The organism is Streptomyces flaveolus (assembly GCF_000716535.1).
Classification (GTDB): Bacteria; Actinomycetota; Actinomycetes; order Streptomycetales; family Streptomycetaceae; genus Streptomyces; species Streptomyces flaveolus_A.
The window spans coordinates 101,063-126,592 of record NZ_JNWV01000018.1 but is presented as its reverse complement, the minus strand read 5'-3'; the positions used below and the strand labels follow the sequence as shown (position 1 = coordinate 126,592).

The window sequence follows — 25,530 nt, the reverse complement described above, 5'->3', positions numbered from 1 at the left end:
GGCGCGCGGCCGGGGCGGCGGGCACGCTGGCCGCATGACCCGACGCCTCTGCTCGCTTCCGCGGCAGCCGGCCCCGTCGTTCGCGCGGGGGCTGACCGCCGAGCGGCTCGGCGCGCTGCTCGCCGGGCGGCGGATGTGGGTCAACGGCACGGTCCTGCACTACTGCTTCCTGGACGCCCGCACCGACGCCTCGGTCGTCCCGGTTCCCGGGACCGGGGAGCTGCGCCGGGTGCCGTGGGCGGGCGGCGAGGAGCAGCGGGACGTGGTCCGCGGGTGCTTCGGCGAATGGCAGGACCTCGGCATCGGCGTCACGTTCGCCGAGGTCGGCGACCGGCACGAGGCGGAACTGCGGATCGGGTTCCAGGCCGGTGCCGGGTCCTGGTCGGCGGTCGGCCGGGACGCGCTGTCGGTGGGCCGGGGCGAGCGCACCATGAACCTCGGCTGGGACGTGACCGCGCCCGGGGAGCGCGGGACCGTCCTGCACCAGATCGGGCACGCGCTCGGCATGGTGCACGAGCACCAGAGTCCGTTCGCCGGGCTGCACTGGGACGACGAGGCCGTGTACGCCGAGCTGGCGGGCCCGCCGAACTTCTGGAGCCGGGAGACGACGTACACGAACGTGCTGCGCCGGCTGGACGCCTGTGAGGCGGGCGGCTCGATGTGGGATCCGCAGTCGGTGATGACGCTGCCGTTCGGGCCGGGGCTGGTCCTGGAGCCGGAGCAGTACCGCGGGGGACTGCGTCCGCCCGGTGCTCCGTCCCCGGCCGACAAGGAGTTCGTGCTCCGCTGGTACCCGCCCGTCGCACCGGGCGGGCCTGCCGGACTGGTGCCGTTCCGGTCCGCGCCGCTCGGTCTGGGGGCGGGCGAGCAGGCCGACTTCACCGTCGAGCCGCCGGAGACCCGCGAGTACACCGTGGGCACCTTCGGCGACGCCGACACCGTGCTGGTGGTCTTCGAGGAGCGCGACGGGGAGCCGCGCTTCCTCGCGGGCCACGACGACGGCGGCACGCCGGACAACGCCGCCGTCCGGGTCCGGCTCGTCAAGGGCCGCCGCTATGTCGTCCGGGTCCGCCTGTACTCCACGTGGGGGTCGGGAGAGACGGCGGTCATGTGCTGGTGACGGCACACGGACGCCACAGAGCCACTGTCCGGCACCGGGGGAGCGGGCGTGGACGTCACCTACGGGGGAGGTGACGTCCACGCCCACACCGGTGTCTCCGTCTCACCGACGGGCAGGACCGCGCGCACCGCGCATCGCCGCCGGGTCGTGGCCGTAGTGCTCCCGGCGTCCCGGTCGTGGCGGACCGGGCTTCAGGATGCGGCCCGCTCCGGTGAGGCGCCGGTGCGGGTGCCGGCCTCGGCGTCGGGGTGGGCGAGGCCCAGGTGCTCGCGCAGGGTCGTGCCCTCGTAGTCGGCGCGGAAGACGCCCTGTTCCTGGAGCAGCGGGACCACCTTGTCGGCGAACGGGTCGAGCCCGCCGGGGGTGATGTGCGGGACGAGGATGAACCCGTCGGAGGCGTCCGCCTGCACGAAGTCGTTGATGGTCCGCGCCACGGTTTCCGGGGAGCCGATGAACGTCTGCCGGTTGCCGGTGTTGATGACCAGGTCGCGGATGGACCACTTGTTGGCCTCGGCGAGCTGCCGCCACTCGCGGGCGATGGCCACCGGGTCCCGGTACATCCGCACCTGGGCGCGGCCCCGGGAGATGTGGTCCTCGCTCACCACGGGGTCCACCTCGGGCAGCGGGCCCTCCGGGTCGTACGCCGACAGGTCCCGGTTCCAGACGAACTCCAGGTGCTTGATGGCGGTGGCGCCGCTGACCTGCTGCCGGCGGACCTCCCGGGCGAGTTCGGCGGCCTCCTGGTCGGTGTCGCCGAGGACGAAGGTCGCCGCGGGCAGGATGAGGAGCTGGTCGGCACGGCGGCCGTACTTGGCGAGGCGGGACTTGACGTCCGTGTAGAAGGCCTGGCCCTCCTTCAGGGTGGAGTACCGGCTGAAGATCGCGTCCGCGCTGGAGGCGGCGAACTCGCGGCCCTCGTCGGAGTCGCCCGCCTGGAAGACGACCGGGCGGCCCTGCGGGGAGCGCGGGACGTTGAACCGGCCGTGGATGTCGAAGTGCTGCCCCTGGTGCACGAAGGCACCGGCCTGGGCGTCCCGGAGGAAGGTGCCGGTGGCCTGGTCGGCGATGATCTCGTCGCCGCGCCAGGAGTCGAACAGCTCGTGCGCGGTGGCGAGGAACTCCTTGGCGCGGGAGTAGCGCTCCTCCTGCGGCAGGAAGCCGCCGCGCCGGAAGTTCTCGCCGGTGAAGGCGTCCCAGGAGGTGACCACGTTCCAGGCGGACCGGCCGCCGGAGAGGTGGTCGAGGCTCGCGAACTGCCGGGCCACCTCGTACGGTTCGTTGAACGTGGAGTTGATGGTGCCGGTCAGGCCCAGCCGGTCGGTGACGGCGGCCAGCGCGGCCAGCACGGTGAAGGTGTCGGGACGGCCGACCACGTCCAGGTCGTAGATCCGGCCGCCCTGCTCGCGCAGCCGGAGTCCCTCGGCGAGGAACAGGAAGTCGAACTTGGCGCGTTCGGCGGTCCGCGCGAAGTGCGCGAAGGAGCTGAACTCGATGTGGCTGCCGGCGGCCGGGTCGCTCCACACGGTGGTGTTGTTGACGCCGGGGAAGTGCGCGGCCAGGTGGATCTGCTTCAGCGGCTTGCTCATGGCGGTACGGTCGTCCTCTCCGGCGTTCAGGCTGCTGCGTAGCGGTTGGCGGGGCGGGCGAGGCCGAGGAGGCCGCGCAGGGTGCCGGCCTCGTAGGCGTCCCGGAAGCGGTGGCGGCGCCGCAGCTCGGGTACCAGGTCCTGGGTGATCCGGGGCAGGTCGTGGCCGGCGACCGCGGGCCGCAGCCGGAACCCGGTCAGCCCGCCTGCCGCCCACTCCTCCAGCAGGTCGGCGAGTTGGGCGGCCGTACCGGTGAAGATCCGGGCGTCGCTGGTGTACGGCTCGCCCGCGAGCGTGTCGAGGCGGTCGCGGCGGGCCTCCGCTCCGGTCCGGCTGTCGTCCAGGAAGACGACGAGGTCGCCGAAGACGTGCAGCGTCTCGCCGGCGCGGCCCGCCGCCTCCTGCTCGGCGCGGACCTCGGCGACGATCGCCCGGGCCTGGTCCGCGTCGTGCGGGGTGACGTAGCCGACGTCGGCCTGGCGGGCCACGAGCCGGTACGGGACGGTCTGGTGGGCGAGTGCGGTGACCAGGGGCTGCCCCTGCGGCGGGCGGGGTGTGATGGACGGGCCCTTGACGCTGAACCAGCGGCCCTCGAAGTCGATGTAGTGCAGCTTGTCCCGGTCGATGAAGCGGCCGGTCGCCGCGTCCCGGATCTCGGCGTCGTCCTCCCAGCTGTCCCAGAGCCGGCGGACCACTTCCACGTGGTCGGCGGCCTCGTCGAACAGGTCGGTGACCGCCGCCTGCGCCTCCGGGCCGTCGAAGCCGCCGATGCGAGGGACGGTGCGCCGCCCGAAGTGCGCGGCCTCGTCCGGGCGGAAGCTGGTCCGCACGCGCAGGCCCGCGCGCCCGTCGCTGACGTAGTCGAGGGTGGCGATCGCCTTGGAGATGTGGAACGGCTCGGTGTGCGTGGCCACCACGGTCGGGACCAGGCCTATGTGCCGGGTGACCGGGGCGACGCGGGAGGCGATGAGGACCGCGTCGAGCCGGCCGCGGACCTGGTCGGTGCGCTCGTCGGGTGCGAGGAGCTGGGAGGACTGCGGGCCGAGGCCGTCCTCGATGGTGACGAAGTCGAGCAGGCCGCGTTCGGCCTCGGTGATCAGGTCGGTCCAGTAGCCGGCCGTGAACAGGTCGCGGGGGCGGGCGACCGGCTCGCGCCAGGACGCCGGGTGCCATCCGGTGCCGTCCAGGGCGACGGCGAGGTGCAGGGGTGCGGAGGGAGTCGAGGACACGTCGGTGCCTTCCTTGATGTCCGTACGAGAACGCCGGCTCGCGGGGCGGGCGGTGCCGGCCACGGGCGGGCGCGGCGGCAGGAGCCCCGGGCCGGGAGGAGGCCGGGGAGAGGCCGGGGACGGGGCCGGGAGAGGTCAGCGGCGACAGAGCGCGGCGGACACGCGCAGCAGGTCTATGTGCGGCCGGGAGTGCAGACGGACGGAGCGGTACGGGTGCGGGGCGCGCGGCGCGCGTGCCCGCGGGGGCACTCGGGTCACGGCCGTCACCTCCGTCCGTCGGGCGCGGCGGGCCGGGTCGGCGTCCGCCTGGCGGATCTCGTCGTGACGTCCAACGTCCGGCCGGCTCCGGTTGTTCCCGGGCTGAGCAGGTGCACGATGCGGGAGCGGCGGCGCGGGGTGAACCCGATCGACTCGTAGAGCCGGATCGCGGGCGCGTTGTCGGCGGCGGCGTGCAGGAACGGGGTGTCCCCGCGGTCCCGGATGCCGGCCGCGACCGCGCGCACCAGCCGGGTGGCCAGTCCCCGGCCGCGGTACGCGGGGTCGGTGCACACGGCGCTGATCTCGGTCCAGCCGGGGGGCCGCAGCCTCTCCCCCGCCATGGCGACGAGCCTGCCCCGGTGCCGGATGCCGAGGTAGGTGCCCATCTCGACGGTCCGCCGCAGGAACGGGCCCGGCCGGGTGCGGGCCACCAGGTCGAGGATCTCGGGGACGTCGTCGGGTCCCAGGTGCACCGCGTCCGGGTCCGGCTCGGCCCGCAGCCCGGTGTCCACGAGCTGGACGCCCGTGCCCTCGCCGAGCACCTCCCAGCCGTCGGGAACCCGCTCGACCGGCTTGACCCGTACGGGGTTTCCCGGGCCGACGAGCGTGTGCAGGTCGGTCCAGGCCGCCGGGTCGACCGGGTCGGCGAGCGCCGCGAAGGCGTAGGTCTCCGGCCGGTAGCGGGCCGCGCTGCCGTGCCGGTCGGCGAGGTGGGCGTGCGGGCCGGCGAGGGCGGACCAGACGGCGTTGTCCAGGACGGTGGCGTCCGGCAGGGGCGGGGCGGCGCCTGGGCGGACGTCGGTCGGGTGTGCCACGGATTCGATGCCCTCTCTCGACTCGATGTCGATTGAATCGACGACCTGTCAGGAGTTGTCCAGCGGCAGTCCGGGCGGGTTGACCTCGGACTTCGCCACGGACTCGTTGGAGAGGCCGTAGGCGGCCAGCCACTTGCCGTACTGGCCGTTCTCGATGAGGTGGTCGAGGGCGTCGGCGAGCGGCTTGGCGAGTCCGCTGTCCTTCTTGGCGGTGGCGGCGATCAGGCCCTGGAGCGTCTCGCCGGCGCCGGAGAAGGTGCCCGCGTTGCGGGTGGCGCTGGGGGTGTTCGCGGTCTGCCGGGCGCGGTAGGCGACCGCGGGGTTGGGACCGAGGAAGGCGTCGATCTTTCCGCTGCTCAGCGCCAGGTTGGTGGCGTTCTGGTCCGGGAAGTACTTGACGGTGAGCTTCTTGCCCTCCTTGGCCAGCTTGGCCTTCCACTCCAGGAGGATCTTCTCCTGGTTGGTGCCGGCGCCGACGCTGACCGTCTTGCCGGCGAGGTTCTCGTAGTCGCCGTCGAAGTTCCAGGGGTTCTTCTTCAGCACCTCGAAGGCCAGGTTGTCCTTGCGGTAGGAGGCGAACTCGTACTTCCTCTTGCGTTCCTCGGTGACGGTGACGTTGGAGAACGCCACGTCGACCTTGCCGCTGTCGACGCCGACGAAGAGGTTCTCCCAGGTGGAGTTCCTGATCTCGGGTTCCAGGCCGAGGACCGCGGCCACCAGGCGGCCGAGGTCGGGCTCGGATCCGGTGAGGGTCTTCTGGTCGCTGCCCACGAAGTTCAGCGGCGCGGAGCCCGACGGCAGGGCTCCGACACCGATGACGAGCTTGCCGCTCCTGCGCACGGAGGCGGGCAGTTCGGCTCTGATGGACTTCACTTCGGAGACCTTCAACGCGGTCTCCTTGGCGGCTCCGTTGGACAGCCGCCCCACGGTCACGGTGCCGGTGGCGTCGGTCCTGGTGACGGCCTCGCTGTCGCCTCCGCAGGCGGCGAGCCCGGTGGCGAGGGTGGCGACGGCGGTCGCCGTGGTGATGCCGCGGATCAGGGCGCGTCGGGAGAGGTGGGTGGGCATGGCGTGGCTGTCCTTGTCTCGCTGGTGAGGGTGGTGAGCGATGGAAGAGGTGAGCGGGGTGTCGTGGCGGGCCGGGGCGGCGCGGTCAGAGCACCTTGCCGAGGAATTCCCGGGTCCGTGCGTGCCGAGGCCGGTCCAGCACCTCGCCGGGCGGGCCCTGTTCGACGATCCGTCCGCCGTCGATGAAGACGACCCGGTCGGCGACCTCGCGGGCGAAACCGATCTCGTGGGTGACGATGACGAGGGTGGTGCCGCTGGTCGCCAGGTCCTTGATGACGGCCAGCACCTCGCTGACGAGTTCGGGGTCGAGCGCCGAGGTCGGCTCGTCGAAGAGGATGATCCCGGGCCGCAGGGCGAGGGCGCGGGCGATGGCGACGCGCTGCTGCTGGCCGCCGGACAACTGCCGCGGGTAGGCGCCGGTCCTGGCGCCGAGGCCGACGCGGTCGAGGAGTTCCCGGGCGAGTTCCCGGGCCGCCGCCCTGCTCAGCCTGCCGGTGGCGACGGGGGCAGCGGCGACGTTCTCCAGGACGGTCAGGTGCGGGAAGAGGTTGAAGTTCTGGAAGACGAAGCCGATCCGGCTGCGCTGGGCGAGGATGGCCCGCTCGCTGAGTTCCTTGAGCCGGTCCCCGTGCCGCTTCACCCCGATCGGTTCGCCGCCCACGCTGACGTGGCCCATCTCGGGCTTCTCCAGGTGGTTGACGACCCTGAGCAGCGTGGACTTGCCGGAGCCGGACGGCCCGATGATCACCGTGACCTCCCCGGGGCGGACGGTCAGGTCGATGCCGTCGAGGACGCGGTGGGAGCCGTACCACTTGTGGACGCCGTGCACTTCGAGGGCGGCGGGGGCGGTCTTCGGCAGGGTCTGCGCGGTGGTCATACGGCGGCCTCCCGGCTCAGCCGGGCCCGCAGGCCGGCGAGGCCGGCCCGGGCCTTCTGCAACGGGGTCGGCGGCAGGGCGCGGGTGGCGCCCCGGGCGTAGTACCGCTCGACGTAGAACTGGACGACGGACACGGCGCTGGTCAGGATCAGGTACCAGACGGTGGCGACCATCAGCAGCGGCACGACGTCACCTGGGTAGGTGCTGCCCATCGACTGCACCGCGCCGAACAGGTCGAGCAGCGACACGTAGAAGACCAGGGACGTGCTCTTGATGAGGCCGATGAGCTGGTTGACGTAGTTCGGGGTGATGGACCTGAGGGCCTGCGGGAAGACGATCCTGCGGAACTGGTAGCCCTTGGGCAGGCCGAGCGCGGCGGCCGCCTCGTGCTGTCCCTGGTCGACGGCGAGGATGCCGCCGCGGACCACCTCGGCCGCGTACGCCGCCTCGTTGAGGCTGAGGCCGATGACGGCGATCGTCATGTCGGTGGCCAGTCTCGACTCGTCGAAGGTGACGAAGGCGGGCCCGAACGGCACACCGATGCTCAACGTCCTGTACAGGGCACTGAAGTTGTAGAGGAAGATCAGTACGACGATGAGCGGTACGGAGCGGAACAGCCAGGTGTAGGTCCAGCTCACCGCGCGCAGCACCGGGCTTCCGGAGAGCCGGGCGAGTGCCAGCAGGACGCCGCCGAGGAGCCCCAGGGCGGCGCTGAGCGCGGCGACTTCGAGGGTGACGAGGAGGCCGTCGAGGACGGTGGGGCGCAGGAACCAGTAACGGAAGCGGTCCCACTGGTAGAAGGGGTTGGTCACCAGCCCGTGGAGGATCTGCGCGACGAGCACGAGGACGACGGCGGTGACGATCCACCGGCCGGGGCGGCGCAGTGGCTGAACTCGTTGGGCGGATAGGTGATGTGACGGTACGTCTGTGACGGGAGGCGCCTCGGCTAGGGAGACGGCGGCGCCTGGGGGTTCACTCATGGCGGGCTCCGGCGGAGTCGGTCACCCCGGGGCCGCGCGGGAGCGGAGGTGGGCCACGACGGCACTGCGGCACGAGGCGGCGCACGGACAGGCGCGGAACCGGGGGCTGGGCGGACAACGGCACACCCGACGGACGGTGTGCGGCGGGAACGCGGGGGCTGGGAGGAGACGTCAGCCCTGACAGCGGGCAGAGCCCGGTGCGGTACACAGTGCGCTGTTCACGCGGAGCAGATCGACGGCGCGGTCGGCGACGAGGAGACCGGCGTACGACGGTACGCAGCCCTGGGGGCGGCTCGCGGCCGTCCTGGGAGCTGCGTACATGGCGTCACCTGTCACTGTTCCGGCCCGGGTGGGCCTCGCGCTTACCGAAAACGTCATCCGGTCCGGTCGTCACCTGGGGCACCCCACCGCGGTGCGAGGGTTGCCGGTCAGCGAGCCAGGGCTTGGCGCTGACGCTCATGACCGTTCTGAGCCGTAAGTAAGGCAGTTGCCCGTTCGAATGTCAACGGCCGTCCGCCCAGTGGACTTCCAAGGCGCGCTCTCACCTGCGCGAAGCGTCCGGAGCGTCCGCGGCGTGGCCGGCCCAGTCCAGGATCTGGACAGCGGCTCCGGCGGCCTCCAGCCCCTGGCAGCGACCGTGGTGGCGGCGGGCGATGCCGTCGAGGTCGAGGTGGCGGCCGAAGGCGGGGTGGGCGGCGAGGCGGCGGGCGTAGGCCCACAGGGCGCGGTGGCCGGCGATGCGGTGCACGGCGGAGGCATCGAGGTGGCAGCGGTGGACGGTGTCGAGCTGCACCAGGCTCACCCACAGCTCCATGTCGGCGGCGGTGAGCCGGTCGTCGGCCAGGTACTCCTCGCCGCTCAGCCGTCGCTCCAGCCGGCCCAGGGTGGCCAGCAGCACGTCGAGGGCGGCGGCCCGTTCGGCCGGACCGGCACCGGCGCGTCCGGCGCGCTGCGCGGCCTCCTCGATGCCCTCGGCGCACATCCGCTCGACTGCCTCGATCACGGACTCCAGGCCGGAGGGGTATAGACAGGTGGGACCGCCCGGCCGGAACCGGTCCAGGTCGCGCAGGATGTCGGGGGTGTGGGTGCTGACGATGCGTCCGGACCAGTCGTCGCTGAGCACGGGCGCGAGCGCCGGGCCGGTGTAGTGGTGGGCGCTCGCCTCGTAGAGCGGGCGGAGCGCCGCGTGGCCGCCGCCGGGACAGTCCGGGACCGCGGGCAGGAGGGTGACGGGACAGTGGGCGTCCAGGCCGAGCAGGCTGTGGCCGACGGCGAGGCGCAGTCCGTCGGGGCAGGCGGTCGACAGGTGGAGCCGGTAGCGGTGCGGCACGGCGTAGTGGCCGCTGCGCGCGTCGCGGCCGATCCGGCCCCGGAAGACGGGCGCGGTACCGCGGACGGACGGGACGGCGGCGAGCGGAGTGATGGACATGCGTCTCCCCGGGTGGTGGGTGTGCGGAGGGGCGCGCCGGCGCGGGCGCGACCGGTCGGCGGGCGGAGGGGGCCCGGCTCAGCGGTGGCGGCTGATCGCGCTGCAGACGCGCTGCAGGTCGATGTGGCGACGGGAGGTGAGCAGGGGTGCGCGCAACGGCGTCCGGCCGGTGCCCGTTTCGCGGCGCGCCATGATTCCCTACCTGTTCACTAGGATTCCTCCCTGGAGTGTCGATCGGGCTCCGTACGACGTCAAGGGGGCGTCCACGCCTGGGAATCGGAGGCGGCGCCGGGGACTCCTCAGAGAGAGAAACATGTGACATAGTACTGGCGTGGCGAAGCGACTGACCTGCGATGTCGTGGTCGTCGGGGCCGGAATGACGGGCGCGGCCTGCGCCCTGTACGCCGCGCGCGCCGGCCTCGACGTACGGCTGGTGGACCGGGGCCCGGTGGCCGGCGGCACCACCGGCGCCGGCGAGGGCAACCTGCTCGTCTCCGACAAGGAGCCGGGCCCGGAACTCGAACTCGCGCTGCTGTCGGCCCGGTTGTGGGCGGGACTGGCGCGAGAGCTGGGCGCCGCGATCGAGTACGAGGCCAAGGGCGGCCTCGTGGTCGCCCCGGCGCCCGGCACCCTGGCCGCGCTGCGCGACTTCGCCGCGGACCAGCGGGCCGCCGGCGTCACCGCCGTACCGGTCGACGCCGATCAACTCGCAGAGCTGGAACCGCATTTGGCGCCCGGAATGGCGGGCGGGGTGCACTATCCGCAGGACGCGCAGGTCATGCCCGCGCTGGCCGCCGCGCACCTGGTCCGCGCCTCCGGCGCCACCCTGCACACCGGCCGTACGGTGACCGGGGTGCTGCGCACGGCGCGGGGAGCGGTGTACGGCGTCCGCACCGACCGGGGCGACATCCACGCACCGGCGGTGGTGAACGCGGCCGGCACCTGGGGCGGGGACCTCGCCTCGCTCGCCGGCGTCCGGCTGCCGGTGCTCCCCCGGCGCGGCTTCGTGCTGGTCACCGAGCCGCTGCCGCGCATGGTCCGGCACAAGGTGTACGCCGCGGACTACGTGGCCGACGTGGCCAGCGACTCGGCCGCCCTGCGCAGCTCACCGGTCGTGGAGGGCACGGCCGCCGGTCCGGTGCTGATCGGCGCCACCCGGGAACGGGTCGGCTTCGACCGCTCGTTGTCGCTGACCGCGATGCGAGCGCTCGCCACCGGGGCGATCGGGCTGTTCCCCTTCCTGGAACGGGTCCGCGCGCTGCGCACGTACGCGGGCTTCCGGCCGTACCTGCCGGACCACCTGCCGGCGATCGGGCCCGATCCGCGGGTGCCCGGCCTGTTCCACGCCTGCGGGCACGAGGGCGCCGGCATCGGACTCGCCCCCGGCACCGGGCAGTTGATCGCCCAGGCGCTCACCGGGAAGGCGCCGGAGCTGGACCTCACGCCGTTCCGTCCGGAGCGGTTCGACACCGAGGGAGGCGACCTCCAGTGAACCCGAGGGAGTTGACCCGGGCCCGGCCGGGCCCGGCCTGCACGGTGACCTTCGACGGCCGGCCCCTGGAGGCGCTGCCGGGCCAGACCGTCGCGGCGGCGCTGTGGGCGGCCGGCGTGACGGCCTGGCGCAGCACGCGGGGCGCCGGGCGCCCCCGCGGGGTGTTCTGCGGGATCGGGGTGTGCTTCGACTGCCTGGTCACCGTCAACGGCCGCCCCAACCAACGGGCTTGCCTGGTGCCGGTACGCCCGGGAGACGACATCCGCACGCAGGAGGGGACGGGCCGGGACGATGACTGAACGACCGCGCCTCGCCGTCGTCGGCGCGGGCCCGGCCGGGCTCGCCGCGGCGCTGGCGGCGGCCGCACGGGGCGTCCGGGTGACCCTGGTCGACGCCGCCGACCAGGCCGGCGGACAGTTCTACCGGCAGCCGGCCGCCGCTCTCGGCGCACGCCGGCCGCAGGCCCTGCACCACCAGTGGCGCACCTGGGAGCGGCTGCGGGACGGCCTGGACCGGCACCGCGCGGCCGGCCGGATCACCCACCTCACGGACCACCATGTGTGGTGCGTGGAGCGGGACTCCGCCTCCGGAGGGTTCGCCGTGCACGCCCTGCTCGGCCCCGCGCAGGAGGACGGCGTCACCGTGCACGCCGACGGGGTCCTGCTCGCCACCGGCGGGTACGAACACGTCCTGCCCTTTCCCGGCTGGACGCTGCCCGGGGTCGTGACCGCGGGCGGCGCGCAGGCCATGCTCAAGGGCGGCCTGGTGCTGCCCGGCCGCACGGTGGTGGTGGCCGGGACCGGACCGCTGCTGCTGCCGGTCGCCGCCGGGCTCGCCGCGGCCGGCGCACGCGTCGCCGCGCTGGTGGAGTCCGCCGGTCCCGCGGCGCTGCTCCACCGGGCGCCCGCCCTGGCCGCACAGCCCGGCAAACTGGCCGAGGGCGCCGGCTACGCGGCCCGGCTGCTGAGGCACGGCGTGCGCGCCCTGGCCCGGCACACCGTCGTGGCGGCGCACGGCACCGACCGGCTGGAGGCGGTGACGGTGGCCGCGCTCGGCCGGGACGGACGGCTGCGGCCCGGCAGCACCCGGCGCATTCCCTGCGACACCCTCGCCGTGGGCCACGGCATGCTGCCCCACACCGACCTCGCCGAGACCCTCGGCTGCGCCCTGTCCGGCACCGCCGTACGGGTCGACGCCGAGCAGCGCACCGATGTGCCCGGCGTCTGGGCGGCCGGGGAGGCCACCGGCGTCGGCGGCGCGGCGCTCGCGCTCGCCGAGGGGCACATCGCCGGGCGCTCGGCCGCCGCCCGGCTGCACGGTACCGCCCCCGACCCGCGCGGCTGGGCCGCCGCCGCCCGGTCCCGGACCCGGCTGCGGGAGTTCGCCACGGCCCTGGACGCGGTGTACGCCCCGCCGGCGGGCTGGGCGGACCGGGTCCCGGACGAGACGGTGGTGTGCCGCTGCGAGGAGGTCACCGCCGGGGAGGTGCGCGGGGCCGTCGGCTCGCTCGGCGCCGGGGACCTGCGCACCGTGAAGCTGCTCACCCGGGCCGGGATGGGCTGGTGCCAGGGGCGGATGTGCGCGCCCGCGGTGGCGGGCCTGACCGGCTGCCCGCCCGGCCCCGGACGACGTCCGTTCGCCCGGCCGGTACCGCTCGGCGTCCTGGCCGCCCTGCCGGAGGCGGAGTGAGGCCGGCCACCCGGACGGCGAGGTCGGCCTCCCGGTCGCTTTCCGAAGCCCGGGCCCGCCTCCCCAGCGACCTACCCGTCTCCCGTACCGCTCAGTAATATGTCACACCCCACTGAATGAGGGATCACTCATGAGCAACCCGGAGCACCACCGCCCCTGGCGCGGCATCCTCGTCGCCACCGCCCTGCCCCTGCGCGCCGACCTCTCCGTCGACCTCGACCGCTACGCCGAGCACTGCGCCTGGCTCGTCGCGGGCGGCTGCGACGGCGTCGTACCGAACGGCTCGCTCGGCGAGTACCAGGTACTCACCCCCGAGGAGCGCGCCCGGGTCGTGGAGACCGCCGTGGCCGCGATCGGCGGGGAGCGGGTGATGCCGGGCGTCGCCGCCTACGGCTCGGCCGAGGCCCGCCGCTGGGCCGAGCGGGCGGCCGAGGCCGGCTGCGCGTCGGTGATGCTGCTGCCGCCCAACGCCTACCGCGCCGACGAGCGGTCGGTCCTCGCCCACTACGCGGAGGTGGCGAAGGCGGGCCTGCCGGTGGTGGCGTACAACAACCCGATCGACACCAAGGTCGACCTGGTGCCCGAACTCCTCGCCCGGCTGCACGGCGAGGGGCTCGTCCACGCGGTCAAGGAGTTCTCCGGTGACGTCCGCCGCGCCTACCGCATCGCCGAACTCGCCCCGGAGCTGGACCTGTTGATCGGTGCCGACGACGTACTGCTGGAGCTTGCGGTGGCCGGCGCCAAGGGCTGGGTGGCCGGCTATCCGAACGCGCTGCCGCGCGCCTCGGCGGAGTTGTACCGGGCCGCGCTCGCCGGTGACCTCACCACCGCGCTCCCCCTGTACCGGCAGCTCCACCCGCTGCTGCGCTGGGACTCGAAGACGGAGTTCGTCCAGGCGATCAAGCTCTCCATGGACGTCGTCGGACGGTACGGCGGCCCGGTGCGCCCGCCGCGCGTGCCGCTGCTGCCCGAGCAGGAGGCCGCGGTCCGCGCAGCCACCGAGAAGGCCGTCGCCGCCGGCCTGGCGTGAGAGGAGCCGGACCATGCGCAGCAAGCTCGTCCTGCACGCCGTCGACTCGCACACCGAGGGCATGCCGACCCGCGTGATCACCGGCGGGATCGGCACCGTCCCCGGGGCGACCATGAACGAACGGCGGTTGTGGTTCCGTGAACACCGCGACGACGTGAAGCGGTTGCTGATGAACGAGCCGCGCGGGCACGCCGCGATGAGCGGCGCGATCCTGCAGCCGCCGACCCGCCCGGACTGCGACTGGGGCGTGGTCTACATCGAGGTCTCCGGCTATCTGCCGATGTGCGGGCACGGCACGATCGGCGTCGCGACCGTGCTGGTCGAGACCGGCATGGTGGCGGTCACGGAACCGGTGACCACGATCCGGCTCGACACCCCGGCCGGGGTCGTGGTCGCCGAGGTCGCGGTGGAGGACGGCGCCGCGCGGAACGTGACGCTGAGGAACGTGCCGTCGTTCGCCGTCGCGCTGGACCGCGAGATCACCTTGCCGGACGGGCGTACCGTCACCTACGACCTGGCCTACGGCGGCAACTTCTACGCGATCCTGCCGCTCGACGCCTTCGGGCTGCCCTTCGACCGTGCCCGCAAGGACGACATCCTCGCGGCCGGCCTGTCCCTGATGGACGCGATCAACGCGGAGGCGGAGCCGGTGCATCCGGAGGACCCGTCCATCCGCGGCTGCCATCACGTCCACCTGTACGCGCCCGGCGCCACGGCCCGGCGCTCCCGGCACGCCATGGTCATCCATCCGGGCTGGTTCGACCGCTCCCCGTGCGGCACGGGGACCAGCGCGCGCATGGCGCAACTGCACGCGCGGGGCGAACTCCCGCTGCACACCGAGTTCGTGAACGAGTCGTTCATCGGCACCCGCTTCACCGGCCGGCTGCTGGGGACGGCGGAGGTCGGCGGGGTGCCGGCCGTGCTGCCCAGCTTCACCGGCCGCGCGTGGATCACGGGGACCGCGCAGTATCTGCTGGACCCGACCGATCCGTTCCCGGAAGGGTTCGTCCTCTAGCTTCCTCTAGACTCACCCCGGTGATGCGTGACATGGCACAGAACACCCAGGGTGCACAGATGCCCGCGCTCCCCCGGCTGGGCGGCCGGCGGAGCAGCTACCGCGAGCGGGTCGCGGACGCCCTGCGGGCCGCGCTGATCGCGGGCGAGCTGCGGCCGGGTGAGGTGTACTCGGCGCCCTCGCTGGCCGCCCGGTTCGGCGTCTCGGCGACGCCGGTGCGGGAGGCGATGCTCGACCTGGCGAAGGAGGGGCTGGTCGACACCGTGCCCAACAAGGGCTTCCGGGTCACCGCCGTCTCGGACAGACAGCTCGACGAGTACACGCACATCAGGGCGCTCATCGAGATCCCCACCGTGGTGGACCTGGCCCGCACGGCCGACCGCGTCTCCCTGGAGGCGCTGCGCCCGGCGGCCCGGGAGATCGTCACCGCCGCGGTGGCGGGCGACCTGATCGCCTATGTCGAGGCCGACACCCGCTTCCACCTCGGGCTGCTCGCCCTGGCGGGCAATGCCCACCTGGTCGAGGTCGTCGCCGACCTGCGCAAACGCTCCCGCCTGTACGGCCTGACCGCGCTGGTGGAGGCGGGCCGGCTGCTCGCCTCCGCCGAGGAGCACCTGGAGCTGCTGGACGCCCTGCTGGAGCGCGACGCGAAGGGCGTACACACGATCATGACCCGGCACCTGGGGCATGTGCGCAGCCTGTGGGCGGCGACGGAGTGACCGCGCCCGGGCCGGGCCGGCCCGAGGGAGAGGGCCGGACCGGCCCCCGCGGGAGTGCCGGACATCTCGCGGTGCGAACACCTCACCACGACGCTTTTTTCATGCTCAGGCCGCCCACACCGGACAACAACCGGCGATTTTGAGCCACATCGGCACATCCCCGACCATGGGACGCGTCCCGGTGATCCCGGGAACGTCAGTTCCATGAGAGGCGCACCACCCATGCACAACACCGGAACCGTCCCGCAGTCGGCTCCGGCCCCCGCGGAGATCCCCGCGGAGACCCCCACCGCTCCCGTCGAGGACCCGCACGGCGACACCGGCAGGCATGCCCGCCGGTTCGGCCTGCCCGTCGCCACCGCGCTGGTCATGGGCAACATCATCGGCGGCGGCATCTTCCTGCTCCCCGCCTCCATCGCCCCCTACGGCACGGTCAGCCTGGTCGCCTTCGGGGTGCTGACCGTCGGCGCCATCGCGCTGGCCCTGGTCTTCGGCCGGCTCGCCGCGCGCGACCCGCGCACCGGCGGCCCCTACGTCTACGCCCGCGAGGCGTTCGGCGACTTCGCGGGATTCCTGGCGGCCTGGTCGTACTGGATCACCACCTGGGTGTCGAACGCCGCGCTCGCCGTGGCCGCCGTCGGCTACCTCGACGTGCTGATCCCGGTGAACGGGCACCGCTGGACCGCCTGCCTGGCCGCGCTGGCCCTCCAGTGGCTGCCCGCCCTCGCCAACTTCGCGGGCACCCGGTACGTGGGTGCCGTGCAGCTGGTGTCCACGGTGCTGAAGTTCGTACCGCTGCTGCTCGTCGCGGTCGGCGGACTGTTCTTCTTCGACCCGGACCGCCTCGGCCCGTTCAACTCCAGTGGCCACGGCGCGATCGGCGCGGTCTCGGCCTCCGCCGCCCTGCTGCTCTTCTCCTACCTCGGGGTGGAGTCCGCCGCCGTCAGCGCGGGCGAGGTCAGGAACGCCCGCCGCAACGTGGGGCGTGCCACCGTGATCGGCACGGCGGGCGCCGCGCTGGTGTACCTGCTGGGCACGCTGTCCGTGTTCGGCACGGTCGCGCACGACCGTCTGGTGACCTCCACCGCGCCGTTCTCGGACGCCGTGAACACGATGTTCGGCGGCAGCTGGGGCGGTACGGCGGTGGCGCTCGCCGCCCTGGTGTCGATGACCGGCTGCCTCAACGGCTGGACCCTGCTGAGCGCCCAGACGCCGTACGCGGCGGCCCGCGACGGCCTGTTCCCGAGCGCCTTCACGCGCCGGCGGCGGGGCGTGCCCACGGTCGGGGTGGGCGTGACGGTCGTCCTCGCCTCGCTGCTCACCGTCTACAACTACCTGTCGGGTTCGGGCAAGGTCTTCGAGGTCCTGGTCCTGGTCACCACGTTCACCGCGACCGTGCCGTACCTGCTGGCCACCGCCGCGCAGATCTTCCACCTCGTGTCCGGCCGTCCCGAGGCGGTCGACCGGGCCAGGCTGGTGCGCGACTGCGTGGTCACCGCGGTGGCCGCCGCCTTCTCGGTCTGGCTGATGGCGGGCGCCGGCTACGCGGCGGTCTACCAGGGCGTGCTGTTCCTGTTCGTCGGGATCATCGTCTACGCGGTGATGGCGGCCCGGCGGCAGCGCAAGCGGACGTCCGCGGTCGAGGTGCCATAGACGCGGACTGTCCCGGTGCCGGACCGCCTGGTCGCCGCCGGCCCGTCAGGCGCTGCCCGTCGCCGTGCGCGGGGGCGTGCTGTGGACTCCGGGCCGGTACTTGGGGATGCGGATCGTGATCTTCATGCCGGCTCCGACGCCGGTCTCGATCACCAGCCCGTGGTCGTCGCCGTAGACCTGCCGCAGCCGCTCGTCGACGTTGCGCAGCCCGATGCCCGTCGAGGGGCTGCCCTCGCCGCGCAGGATCCCGCGCAGCCGGTCGGGCTCCATGCCGACTCCGTTGTCCTCGATGACGATGCGGGCCAGCGCCCCCTCGTCCAGCGCGGTGATACTGATCCGGCTGCGCTCGACGCTCTCCTCCAGCCCGTGCTTGACCGCGTTCTCCACGAGCGGCTGGAGGCACAGGAAGGGCACCGTCACGGGCAGCACCTCGGGGGCGATCTGGAGGGTCACCCGCAGCCGCTGCCCGAACCGGGCGCGGACCAGCTCCAGGAACTGCTCGATGGAACGCAGCTCCTCGGCGAGGGTGGTGAACTCACCGTGCCGGCGGAAGGAGTAGCGGGTGAAGTCGGCGAACTCCAGGAGGAGTTCGCGCGCCCGCTCGGGGTCGGTGCGGACGAACGAGGCGATCGCCGCGAGGGAGTTGTAGATGAAGTGCGGGGAGATCTGCGCGCGCAGCGCCCGGATCTCCGCCTCGATCAGCCCCGTGCGGGCCCGGTCCAGCTCGGCGAGTTCGAGCTGTACGGAGACCCAGCGCGCCACCTCCTCGGCGGCCCGGAGCAGGGACGCCGACTCCCGGACGCCGAGCACGACGAGGGCGCCGAGCACCCGCCGGTCGACGGTGAGCGGCACGGCGGCACCCCAGCGCACGGGACAGTCCGGGTCCGGGCAGCCGACGGCGAAGGTCTGGGCGCGGCCGGAGTCCAGCACCTGACGGACCCGGTCCACGACGGTGTCCTCGTGATGCCGGCCCGGTCCGTCCCAGGCCAGCGGCCGGTCCCGGTCGGTGAGGCCGAGCGCGGCCGTACCGAACAGCGGCCGGAGCCGTCGTACCGCCTTGCGGGCCGCGTCCTCGGTGAGCCCGGCGCGCAGCGGGGGTGCCGCCAGGGACGCGGTGTGCAGGGTGTGGAAGGTGGCGCGTTCCACGGGAGTACCGGAGTCCGTGCCGCCCTCGGCGGCGCGGCGGGCCAGCAGGCGCCCGGCGGCGAGGCCCCCGGCGAACAAGAGCGGGGCGCCGGCGGCGAGCAGGGCGAGCCCGTTCATGCGCGTGTCCCGTTCGTGCACGCGGAGGCCCTGTCGGCGGCGGGCCGGTGGGTCGTCATGGGGTGGTCACTCCTCGGCGGGTGGGGGGCGCGCCCTGGCCGGCGGGGCGTTCGGGCAGGTGGAGGCGGGCCATGGCGGCCTCGGTGCCGGGCGGGATCCGGTCCCGGGTGGCCAGGGAGACCAGGATCATGGTCAGGAAGCCGAGCGGTACGGACCACACGGCCGGCCAGGCGAGCAGGGTGTGCGCCCAGCCGTCGGTCAGGGGCCCGGCGATGGTCAGGGCGACCGCGACGAGGGCGCTGCCGCCGCCGGTGAGCAGCCCCGCGATGGCGCCGGGCGCGGTGAGTCCGCGCCACCAGATGCCGAGCACCAGCAGCGGGCAGAAGGAGGAGGCGGCCACCGCGAAGGCGAGGCCCACGGCATTGGCGACGGGGAGGTTGCCGGCGGCCACGCTCACCGTGACGGGCACGGCGACCGCCAGGAGCGTCGCCAGCCGGAAGTGGCGGACGCCGAGTGAGGGCAGTACGTCCTGGCTGAGCACGCCCGCGACGGACAGGGTGAGCCCGGAGGCGGTGGACAGGAAGGCGGCACAGGCGCCGGCGGCGATCAGCGCGCCGAGCAGATCGCCGCCCGGGCCGCCGACGAGCCGTTCCGGCAGGACGAGCACGGCGGCGTCCGTGGTGCCGGTGAGCAGCAGGTCGGGGGCGTAGATCCGGCCGAGCAGGCCGTAGAGGGGCGGCAGCAGATAGAAGCCGCCGACCAGGGCGAGCACGATCACGGTGGTGCGCCGGGCGGCGCGGCCGTCGGGGTTGGTGTAGAAGCGGACGAGGACGTGGGGCAGTCCCATGGTGCCGAGGAAGGTGGCGAAGATCAGCCCGTACGTCGTGTACAGCGGGTGGTCGTCCTTGCCGCCCGACAGGGGCGCCGCCCAACTGGAGGCTCCGGTGCGCCGTCCGTCGTCGGACTCTCGCTCGGGCACCGGGGAGTTCGGCGGGAACCGGAGCGTCGTCCCGGCCCGGACCTCGTGCACCCCGGGGTCCAGCAGCAGGCGGCCGTCGTCGTAGTCCCGTCCGTCCACGGAGCCGGTCGCGACGGCCCGCAGCGGTTCCTCGAGCCTGATGCGGATGGTGGTCTCGACGGTGACCTGGGTGTGCCGGCGGAAGGTCGGCGGCTCGTCCAGGGCGTCGGCGGGGCGCGGGTCGCCGTGCCAGGCGAGCACCAGGAAGATCGCCGGCACGAGCAGCGCGGTCAGTTTCAGGCAGTACTGGAAGGCCTGGACGAAGGTGATGCTGCGCATGCCGCCGGCCGCCACGGCCAGGGTGACGACGACGGCGACGAGCACACCGCCGAGCCAGCGCGGTGCGCCGGTGACCAGGCCCAGGGTGAGGCCCGCGCCCTGGAGCTGGGGCAGCAGGTAGAGCCAGCCGACGCCGACGACGAGCACGCTGGCGACGCGCCGGGCGGCCCTCGACTCCAGCCGCGCGTCGGCGAAGTCGGGCAGGGTGTACGCCCCGGAGCGGCGCAGCGGAGCGGCGACGAACACGAGCAGCACGAGGTAGCCGGCTGCGTAGCCCACGGGGAACCAGAGCATCTCGACGCCCTCCGCGGCGACGAGTCCGGCGATGCCGAGGAAGGAGGCCGCCGACAGGTACTCGCCGCTGATGGCCATGGCGTTGAGGTACGGCGGAACGGTACGGGAGGCGACGTAGAAGTCGGAGGTGGTGCGGGAGATGCGCAGCCCCGTCGAGCCGATCACCAGGGTCGCGACGACCGCCGCCGACACGGCCACGATGCCGTACGTCTGGTTCACCCGGCGGCCCCTGCGCGGCCGGGCCGGTGTCGCTGGGCGTGGGTCACCGTCAGGCCCTTTCGGCGAGGTCCGCGGTGTCCCGTTCGTTGCGTTCGGCGCGTACGACGTACCAGCGGCCGATGACGACGAGCGCCGGGTAGACGGCGACGCCGAGAACGGCCCAGACGATCAGGGCACTGCCCGGAAGGTTCCCCGTGTCCGGCAGGGTCGTGAAGACGAGGGGCAGCGGCCCGAGGAGCACGACGAGCAGACCGAACGCGAGGAGCCCCAGCCGGAGTTGACGGCGTATCAAGGCGCGGAGGGCGAGGGATTCGACGGCCGGACCCTCCTCGCTCGCGCGGACGGCACCGGGGCGGGCGTGACCTCGGCCTCCATGGCTTCCCCGGCCTCCGCGGTCCGCGCCGGCCGCACGCGGGGTCCCCGTGACCACTTCACGTCGAGGAGTCCCAGGTGCACCCATGCCGCGTCCTCCGACCGCGATGATCACACTTCGCAGTGGAGTGTACGCATCAGGGAACCAAAGCGACAGCTTCCGGTCAGCGACCGTTGCGGGGCGGGTCCGTCGTGGCCTTCTCGACCAGTAGGTCCCGCAGTTCACGGGCGCACCGGCGGCTCACGACCAGCGTCGACGCGCCGATCCTGACCGTCAGCCGGCCCCCGTCGACCCGTATCTCGTCGATGCGGGCGAGGGAGACGAGATGGCGCCGGTGGATCCGCACGAAGCCCTTCGCCCGCCAGCACTCCTCCAGCGTGGACAACGGAACGCGCACCAGGTGGCTGTCCTGGCGGGTGTGCAGCAGGGCGTGGTCGCCATGGGCCTCGGCGTGGGTGATGTCGGCGACGGACAGGAACCGGGTGACGCCCTCGCGCTCCACCGGGACGCGGTCGGCGAGCGGCCAGGTTCCGGGACGCCCCGGGTGGGCGGCGCGGTCGGCCGCGACCAGCTCGGCGACCCGCCTGACCGCCTCGGCCAGGCGCTCGCGCCGCACCGGCTTGAGCAGGTGGTCGACGGCCCGGAGCCCGGACGCCCGGAGGGCGTACTCCTCGTGCTCCGCGTGGGCGGTGACGAAGACGACCCGGGGCGGCTCGGCGCGGCCGGCGAGAAGCCGGGCGAGGTCCAGGCCGCTGAGCCCCGCCATGCGGATGTCGAGGAACACCGCGTCGACGTCCGCCGCGCCCTCCGCCCCTCGCCGGCCCAGCCGCCGCAGCGCCTCGGCCGCTTCGAGGACCCCCTCCGCCGACCGCACTCGGGGATCGGCCCGCAGCAGGAACAGCAGTTCGGCGAGTGCCGGTTCCTCGTCGTCGACGGCCAACACCCGAAGCATGGCGACTCCCCCAGGAAGCGGACGGGCGGGGGCCGTGGGCGTGCGGTGTCCCCCGTGCAGGAGCACGAGGAGGGGGACCGACGGGTTCAACGGAACGCCCCACCGGACGTCCCGGAGGGATCACCCCGCCGAGAAGGGGCTTGCACCTTTCCGGGTGACGCGCGTCGCATCACCGGGTTCCCGTTTGACCTCAAGCGCTTCAGGTGTCGGAGGCCTGGCGACGGCGGACAGCCAGATCCGGCAGGGCCTGCCCCTGCCCGACGCCGGCTGAGTACAGGTGTGCCCCTGATCACAGGCGGAGGTGTCACGTTGCGGGGGCGCCCGGCCGTCCTCGTCCCGTACAGCGTCCAGAGGACAGGAGCAGTCATGAAGATCGCGGTTGCCGGGGGTACCGGGCTGGCCGGGCGGCTCGTGGTGGAGGCCCTGAGGGCTCGCGGACACGCGCCCGTGGTGCTCTCGCGCGGGCAGGGCGTCGACCTGCTGAGCGGGGCCGGGCTGGACGCGGCGCTCGCCGGGGCCGAGGCGGTGGTCGACGTCAGCAATGTGACCACGACCCGCGGGTCGGTGTCGGTGGACTTCTTCGACAGGGCGGGACGGCACCTGGTCGGGGCGGCCGGGCGTGCCGGGGTACGGCACCTCGTGACGCTGTCGATCGTGGGGGTCGACCGGGTCAGGAACCCGTACTACGCGGGCAAGCTGCGGCAGGAGGAGATCGTCCGGAGCGGGGCGGTGCCCTGGACCGTTCTGCGGGCGACGCAGTTCCACGAGTTCGCGGGTCAGCTGCTGGACGGCGTCCCCGGGCCGATCGCGGTGGTGCCGGCGGGGCGGGTGCAGCCCGTCGCCGTACGGGAAGTGGCCGATGCCCTCGCCGACATCGCGCCCGGGCCGCCGCGGGCGATGGCTCCCGAACTGGCCGGCCCGCGGGTGGAGTCGCTGGCCGGCATGGCCCGGCGCCTCATCGCCGCGGGCGCCGCCCACCGGCGCCCGGTCCTGCCCCTGTACGTCCCCGGCGGGATGAGCAGTGGCGGCCTGCTCCCGACCGGCACCGGCCCCCGCGGCACCCAGACGTTCGCGGACTGGCTCGGTGAGAGGACCGCATAGGACAGGGCCGGTCCCGGATTGCTCCGGAACCGGCCCTGATCCACGACTCCCACGAGTCGGGACGACAGGATTTGAACCTGCGACCCCTTGACCCCCAGTCAAGTGCGCTACCAAGCTGCGCCACGTCCCGCCGCGGTCTCACGCGGAGCGTTCCGCGTGATCACGCAGGTCAACCCTACCGCACCTGGGCGGGTGCCCGTGTCGGGCCCGGTACGGTGTCCGGGGCGGACGGGCGGATGGTGCGGCGGACCGGGACGAGGAGGGCGGCGCCGGTCGCGGCCAGGCAGAGGAGGGCGAGCAGGGCCCAGCCGTGGGTGTAGCCGGAGGCGTACGGCAGGCCCGAGGGCTGGAGCCGGCCCGTGACCAGGACGCTGGTGAGCGCGGCGCCGATCGAGCCGCCGATGGTGCGGATGTTGGCGTTCATGCCGGTCGCGGCGCCGGTCTGCTCCACCGGCACGCTGCCCACGATGAGGTTGGCCATCGAGGCGAAGGCGAGTCCGATGCCGAGGCCGAACAGGCCCGAGACGACGGCCACCTGCCACTGCTCGTCATGCCACAGGGTGAGGAAGCCGCAGGCCACCGCACCGAGCGCGGCACCCGTGGTGAGCAGCGCCTTCGCGCCGACGCGGGGCTCCAGGCGGCCCGACAGGACGCCGGAGAGGAACATCGCGACCAGCATCGGCAGCATGAGCAGACCGGACGCGGTGACGCTGGCGCCGAAGCCGTAACCGGCCGCGGACGGCGTCTGGACGAAGCCCGGCAGGAAGGACCAGATGGAGTACATGCCGGCGCCGAACAGCAGCGCCGCCGTGTTGGTCGTCCACACCGCGGGCAGCCGCAGGACCCGCAGGTCGATGAGGGGGGTGCGCGAGCGGGCCTCGGTCACCAGCCAGACGCCGAACAGCACGACGGCGGCGGCGAACAGACCGAGCACCTTGGCCGAGCCCCAGCCCCACTGCCCGGCCTGGCTCAGCGGCAGCAACAGGGCCACCAGCCAGCCGGAGAGCAGCACGGCCCCGCTCCAACTGACCTTCCCTCCGGCCCGCTTGGGCGACTCGGGGACGTAGCGCAGTGCGATCAGGACCGTCGCGGCGACGATCGCCACCGGGATCCAGAACAGCCAGCGGTAGTCGAGCGCGGACACGATCGGGCCGGCGGCCACGATGCCGACCCCGCCGCCGGCGGCGATCACGGCGGAGAGGTTGCTGATGCTGCCGCTGACCTCGCCGGGGGCGAACTCGTCCCGGATGATGCCGAAGGAGAGCGGGAACAGGGCGCCGCCGACGCCCTGGACGACCCGGGCGATGATGAGCACGCCGATGTTCGGGGCCAGCGCGGCGACGAGACAGCCCGCGAGGACGGTCACCAGGACGGCGACGAGGGTCCGTTTCTTGCCGACGAGGTCGCCGACCCGGCCGAGGATCGGGGTGAAGACCGAGGCGGACAGCAGATAGGCCGTCATCACCCAGGTCGCGGTGGACTGCGAGGTGTGCAGGGCGTGTTGGACGGTCGGCAGGGCCGGCGCGATCAGCGACTGGAGCATGGAGAACACGCCGGCACCGGTCGCGAGGACCGTGAAGGTGAGGCGAGTGGACGCGCGGGGCATGAAGAAGCCTCTCCGAAATCAGGGACGCGGAGGGAGAACGAGGACGTGGAGGGTCGGCCCCGAGTGGGTCGGGTACCGAGGGGCGCGGTCGTACGGGCCGCGCCACGGGGTGCCGGGAGCCGGCCCCGCGGGCCGCGTCCGGCCACGGCGGAGACGACCCCGCACTGCTAAAGTGGAGGTACGCCTCCACTGTAGCGGAGGTGGACCTCCAGTTCCAGTCGATTCCCTCCCGGGAGGCAGCAGTGACGGCCACGCCGTTCCCCGTCAGCGAGATCGTGGCGGCCCGCCGGCCGCACCGTAAGGACGCCGCCCGCAACTACGACGCCCTGCTCGGCGCCGCGCGCGAGGCGTTCGCGGAGCACGGTGCCGACGCCTCCCTGGAGGACATCGCCCGCCGCGCGGGCGTCGGCATCGGCACCCTGTACCGGAACTTCCCGACCCGCCGCGACCTGTTCGAGAGCGTCTACGCCGACGAGGTCAACGCCCTGTGCCGGGCGGCCGTCGAGCTCGCGGACCGGGAGCCGTGGGAGGCGCTGACCAACTGGCTGAACAGGTTCACCGGGTACATGGTCACCAAGCGCGCCGTGCGCGAGGCCCTCGACGGCGAGTCGGACATCTTCCAGTCCTGCCGTGACTCCATGTACGAGGCCGGCGGCCCCCTGCTGGAACGCGCGCAGCGGGCCGGTGCCGCACGGGCGGACATGGACTTCGGCGATCTGCTGCGGATGGTCGCCGGGATCACGGCGACGGCGTTCGAGGACGACGCCCAGCGCGACCGGGTCCTCGCCATCGCCCTGGACGGAGTCCGCACCGGCCGCTGACCGCGCGGTCCACGGGCTGCCCGCCCGCTACTTGATGACCGCGTTCGCCACCACCACCACGACCCCCAGGCACGCGTCCCCCAGCCCCATGAGGACGGCGGTCGGCCACCGGCGCGCCGACCAGCGGGCGGTGACGAGGCCGACCCCGAAGAGGATCACGATGTTGAGGACGAACGCCGCGTACTCGACGCCTTTCGCGGGCCACCACTTCCAGTACGCGCCCGCGAGCAGGAAGACGGTGGGCAGCACGGCCGTGACGAGCGGCCACTCGTCGCGCATGGCGAACAGGACGTCCCACCGGCCGTGCGGGGTGCGCTCGGCGATGTAGTGGGCGTAGCCGTGGGCGAGGGCGGAGGCGCCCGCGGTCACCAGCACCCACGCCGCGTCGTAGCCGCGGACGCCGGCGGACGTGTGCCCGTACTGGGTGAGCGCCGCGACCATCGAGCTGGCGAGGACGGCGCCGTACACCCCGCCGAACAGGACGATCTCCCGTGTGCCGTGCTGCCGGGGCGGCGCCGGGCCGGCCGCCGTGGAGTCAGCCATGCCCCCACGATCACCCGCGCCCCGCGTCCCCGCCAGCGGTGGGCTCCGCGACGAAGTGTCCTCCGACCAGGCCCGATGCCCCACACCCTGTCCATGGCGGC

Annotated in this window: 24 protein-coding genes, 1 tRNA gene and 1 riboswitch; of the genes, 10 read left to right on the top strand and 15 right to left on the bottom strand. The window is 73.6% G+C overall.

Features of this window, described 5'->3' with window-relative positions; translation table 11 throughout:
• Positions 1–34: 34 nt before the first annotated feature.
• A complete protein-coding gene (gene absR1 / locus OO52_RS20585; protein ID WP_030646994.1) occupies positions 35–1,120 on the top strand; it encodes a beta-glucuronidase AbsR1 in 1,086 nt (361 codons plus the stop codon).
• Positions 1,121–1,311: 191 nt separating this feature from the next.
• Here absR1 and OO52_RS20580 read toward each other — a convergent pair whose 3' ends face one another.
• The 8 genes from OO52_RS20580 to OO52_RS54245 form a co-directional block, all read right to left on the bottom strand.
• Entirely contained in the window at positions 1,312–2,706 is a 1,395-nt protein-coding gene (locus OO52_RS20580; protein WP_030646992.1) for an NtaA/DmoA family FMN-dependent monooxygenase, read from the bottom strand.
• Positions 2,707–2,732: 26 nt separating this feature from the next.
• Positions 2,733–3,935 (bottom strand): LLM class flavin-dependent oxidoreductase, encoded by a 1,203-nt coding sequence (locus OO52_RS20575; RefSeq protein WP_030646989.1) that lies wholly within the window; start codon positions 3,933–3,935, stop codon positions 2,733–2,735.
• 263 nt (positions 3,936–4,198) lie between these two features.
• A complete protein-coding gene (locus OO52_RS20570; RefSeq protein WP_030646987.1) occupies positions 4,199–5,008 on the bottom strand; it encodes a GNAT family N-acetyltransferase in 810 nt (269 codons plus the stop codon).
• Positions 5,009–5,056: 48 nt separating this feature from the next.
• A complete protein-coding gene (locus tag OO52_RS20565; RefSeq protein ID WP_030646984.1) occupies positions 5,057–6,076 on the bottom strand; it encodes an ABC transporter substrate-binding protein in 1,020 nt (339 codons plus the stop codon).
• Between the two features lie 85 nt (positions 6,077–6,161).
• Positions 6,162–6,953: an amino acid ABC transporter ATP-binding protein gene (locus tag OO52_RS20560; RefSeq protein ID WP_030646982.1), complete on the bottom strand. Its 792-nt coding sequence runs from the start codon at positions 6,951–6,953 to the stop codon at positions 6,162–6,164.
• Positions 6,950–7,933 (bottom strand): amino acid ABC transporter permease, encoded by a 984-nt coding sequence (locus tag OO52_RS20555; protein WP_030646980.1) that lies wholly within the window; start codon positions 7,931–7,933, stop codon positions 6,950–6,952. Before OO52_RS20555 ends, OO52_RS20560 begins: the two co-directional genes overlap by 4 nt.
• A 353-nt stretch (positions 7,934–8,286) precedes the next feature.
• Positions 8,287–8,397, bottom strand: a riboswitch (SAM riboswitch).
• Positions 8,398–8,474: 77 nt separating this feature from the next.
• Positions 8,475–9,362, bottom strand: a complete 888-nt coding sequence (locus OO52_RS20550; RefSeq protein ID WP_030646978.1) for a glutathione S-transferase C-terminal domain-containing protein — start codon at positions 9,360–9,362, stop codon at positions 8,475–8,477.
• Between the two features lie 78 nt (positions 9,363–9,440).
• The gene (locus OO52_RS54245) at positions 9,441–9,554 is read right to left on the bottom strand and encodes a putative leader peptide (RefSeq protein ID WP_324608286.1); all 114 of its coding nucleotides are present in this window, start codon (positions 9,552–9,554) and stop codon (positions 9,441–9,443) included.
• Between the two features lie 139 nt (positions 9,555–9,693).
• Between OO52_RS54245 and OO52_RS20545 the strand changes: the two genes are divergently transcribed.
• The 7 genes from OO52_RS20545 (at position 9,694) to OO52_RS20515 (ending at position 16,960) form a co-directional block, all read left to right on the top strand.
• Positions 9,694–10,854 (top strand): NAD(P)/FAD-dependent oxidoreductase, encoded by a 1,161-nt coding sequence (locus tag OO52_RS20545; RefSeq protein WP_030646976.1) that lies wholly within the window; start codon positions 9,694–9,696, stop codon positions 10,852–10,854.
• Positions 10,851–11,153 carry a (2Fe-2S)-binding protein gene (locus OO52_RS20540; RefSeq protein WP_030646975.1) on the top strand — a complete coding sequence of 101 codons (303 nt, stop codon included), beginning with the start codon at positions 10,851–10,853 and terminating at the stop codon, positions 11,151–11,153. Before OO52_RS20545 ends, OO52_RS20540 begins: the two co-directional genes overlap by 4 nt.
• Entirely contained in the window at positions 11,146–12,543 is a 1,398-nt protein-coding gene (locus tag OO52_RS20535; protein WP_030646973.1) for an FAD-dependent oxidoreductase, read from the top strand. The genes OO52_RS20540 and OO52_RS20535 overlap by 8 nt, the downstream gene beginning before the upstream one ends.
• Before the next feature lie 130 nt (positions 12,544–12,673).
• On the top strand, positions 12,674–13,573 hold the full coding sequence (locus tag OO52_RS20530) for a dihydrodipicolinate synthase family protein (RefSeq protein ID WP_030646971.1): 900 nt from the start codon (positions 12,674–12,676) through the stop codon (positions 13,571–13,573).
• 13 nt (positions 13,574–13,586) lie between these two features.
• Positions 13,587–14,588 carry a proline racemase family protein gene (locus OO52_RS20525; protein ID WP_030646969.1) on the top strand — a complete coding sequence of 334 codons (1,002 nt, stop codon included), beginning with the start codon at positions 13,587–13,589 and terminating at the stop codon, positions 14,586–14,588.
• 23 nt (positions 14,589–14,611) lie between these two features.
• Positions 14,612–15,307 carry a GntR family transcriptional regulator gene (locus OO52_RS20520; protein ID WP_030646967.1) on the top strand — a complete coding sequence of 232 codons (696 nt, stop codon included), beginning with the start codon at positions 14,612–14,614 and terminating at the stop codon, positions 15,305–15,307.
• A 222-nt stretch (positions 15,308–15,529) separates the two neighbouring features.
• Positions 15,530–16,960 carry an amino acid permease gene (locus OO52_RS20515; protein WP_030646965.1) on the top strand — a complete coding sequence of 477 codons (1,431 nt, stop codon included), beginning with the start codon at positions 15,530–15,532 and terminating at the stop codon, positions 16,958–16,960.
• A 45-nt stretch (positions 16,961–17,005) separates the two neighbouring features.
• On the opposite strand, the gene OO52_RS20510 is transcribed toward OO52_RS20515, so the two are convergent.
• The 4 genes from OO52_RS20510 to OO52_RS20495 form a co-directional block, all read right to left on the bottom strand.
• Entirely contained in the window at positions 17,006–18,223 is a 1,218-nt protein-coding gene (locus tag OO52_RS20510) for a sensor histidine kinase (RefSeq protein WP_030646963.1), read from the bottom strand.
• Positions 18,224–18,278: 55 nt separating this feature from the next.
• A complete protein-coding gene (locus OO52_RS20505) occupies positions 18,279–20,033 on the bottom strand; it encodes a cation acetate symporter (RefSeq protein ID WP_030646962.1) in 1,755 nt (584 codons plus the stop codon).
• A 49-nt stretch (positions 20,034–20,082) separates the two neighbouring features.
• Positions 20,083–20,325 (bottom strand): hypothetical protein, encoded by a 243-nt coding sequence (locus OO52_RS52795; protein WP_234317170.1) that lies wholly within the window; start codon positions 20,323–20,325, stop codon positions 20,083–20,085.
• 244 nt (positions 20,326–20,569) lie between these two features.
• On the bottom strand, positions 20,570–21,358 hold the full coding sequence (locus tag OO52_RS20495) for a LytR/AlgR family response regulator transcription factor (protein ID WP_030646958.1): 789 nt from the start codon (positions 21,356–21,358) through the stop codon (positions 20,570–20,572).
• A 366-nt stretch (positions 21,359–21,724) separates the two neighbouring features.
• Between OO52_RS20495 and OO52_RS20490 the strand changes: the two genes are divergently transcribed.
• On the top strand, positions 21,725–22,459 hold the full coding sequence (locus OO52_RS20490; RefSeq protein WP_030646955.1) for an SDR family oxidoreductase: 735 nt from the start codon (positions 21,725–21,727) through the stop codon (positions 22,457–22,459).
• A gap of 56 nt (positions 22,460–22,515) precedes the next feature.
• Here the strand turns inward: OO52_RS20490 and OO52_RS20485 are convergent.
• Together OO52_RS20485 and OO52_RS20480 are read right to left on the bottom strand one after the other, a co-directional pair.
• Positions 22,516–22,589, bottom strand: a tRNA-Pro gene (locus tag OO52_RS20485).
• 45 nt (positions 22,590–22,634) lie between these two features.
• Positions 22,635–24,065 (bottom strand): MFS transporter, encoded by a 1,431-nt coding sequence (locus OO52_RS20480; protein ID WP_030646953.1) that lies wholly within the window; start codon positions 24,063–24,065, stop codon positions 22,635–22,637.
• 242 nt (positions 24,066–24,307) lie between these two features.
• Between OO52_RS20480 and OO52_RS20475 the strand changes: the two genes are divergently transcribed.
• Positions 24,308–24,886, top strand: coding sequence for a TetR/AcrR family transcriptional regulator (locus OO52_RS20475; protein ID WP_030646951.1), 579 nt, complete (start codon positions 24,308–24,310; stop codon positions 24,884–24,886).
• A gap of 27 nt (positions 24,887–24,913) precedes the next feature.
• Here the strand turns inward: OO52_RS20475 and OO52_RS20470 are convergent, their stop codons facing one another.
• The gene (locus OO52_RS20470; RefSeq protein WP_030646949.1) at positions 24,914–25,429 is read right to left on the bottom strand and encodes a hypothetical protein; all 516 of its coding nucleotides are present in this window, start codon (positions 25,427–25,429) and stop codon (positions 24,914–24,916) included.
• Between the last annotated feature and the right edge of the window lie 101 nt (positions 25,430–25,530).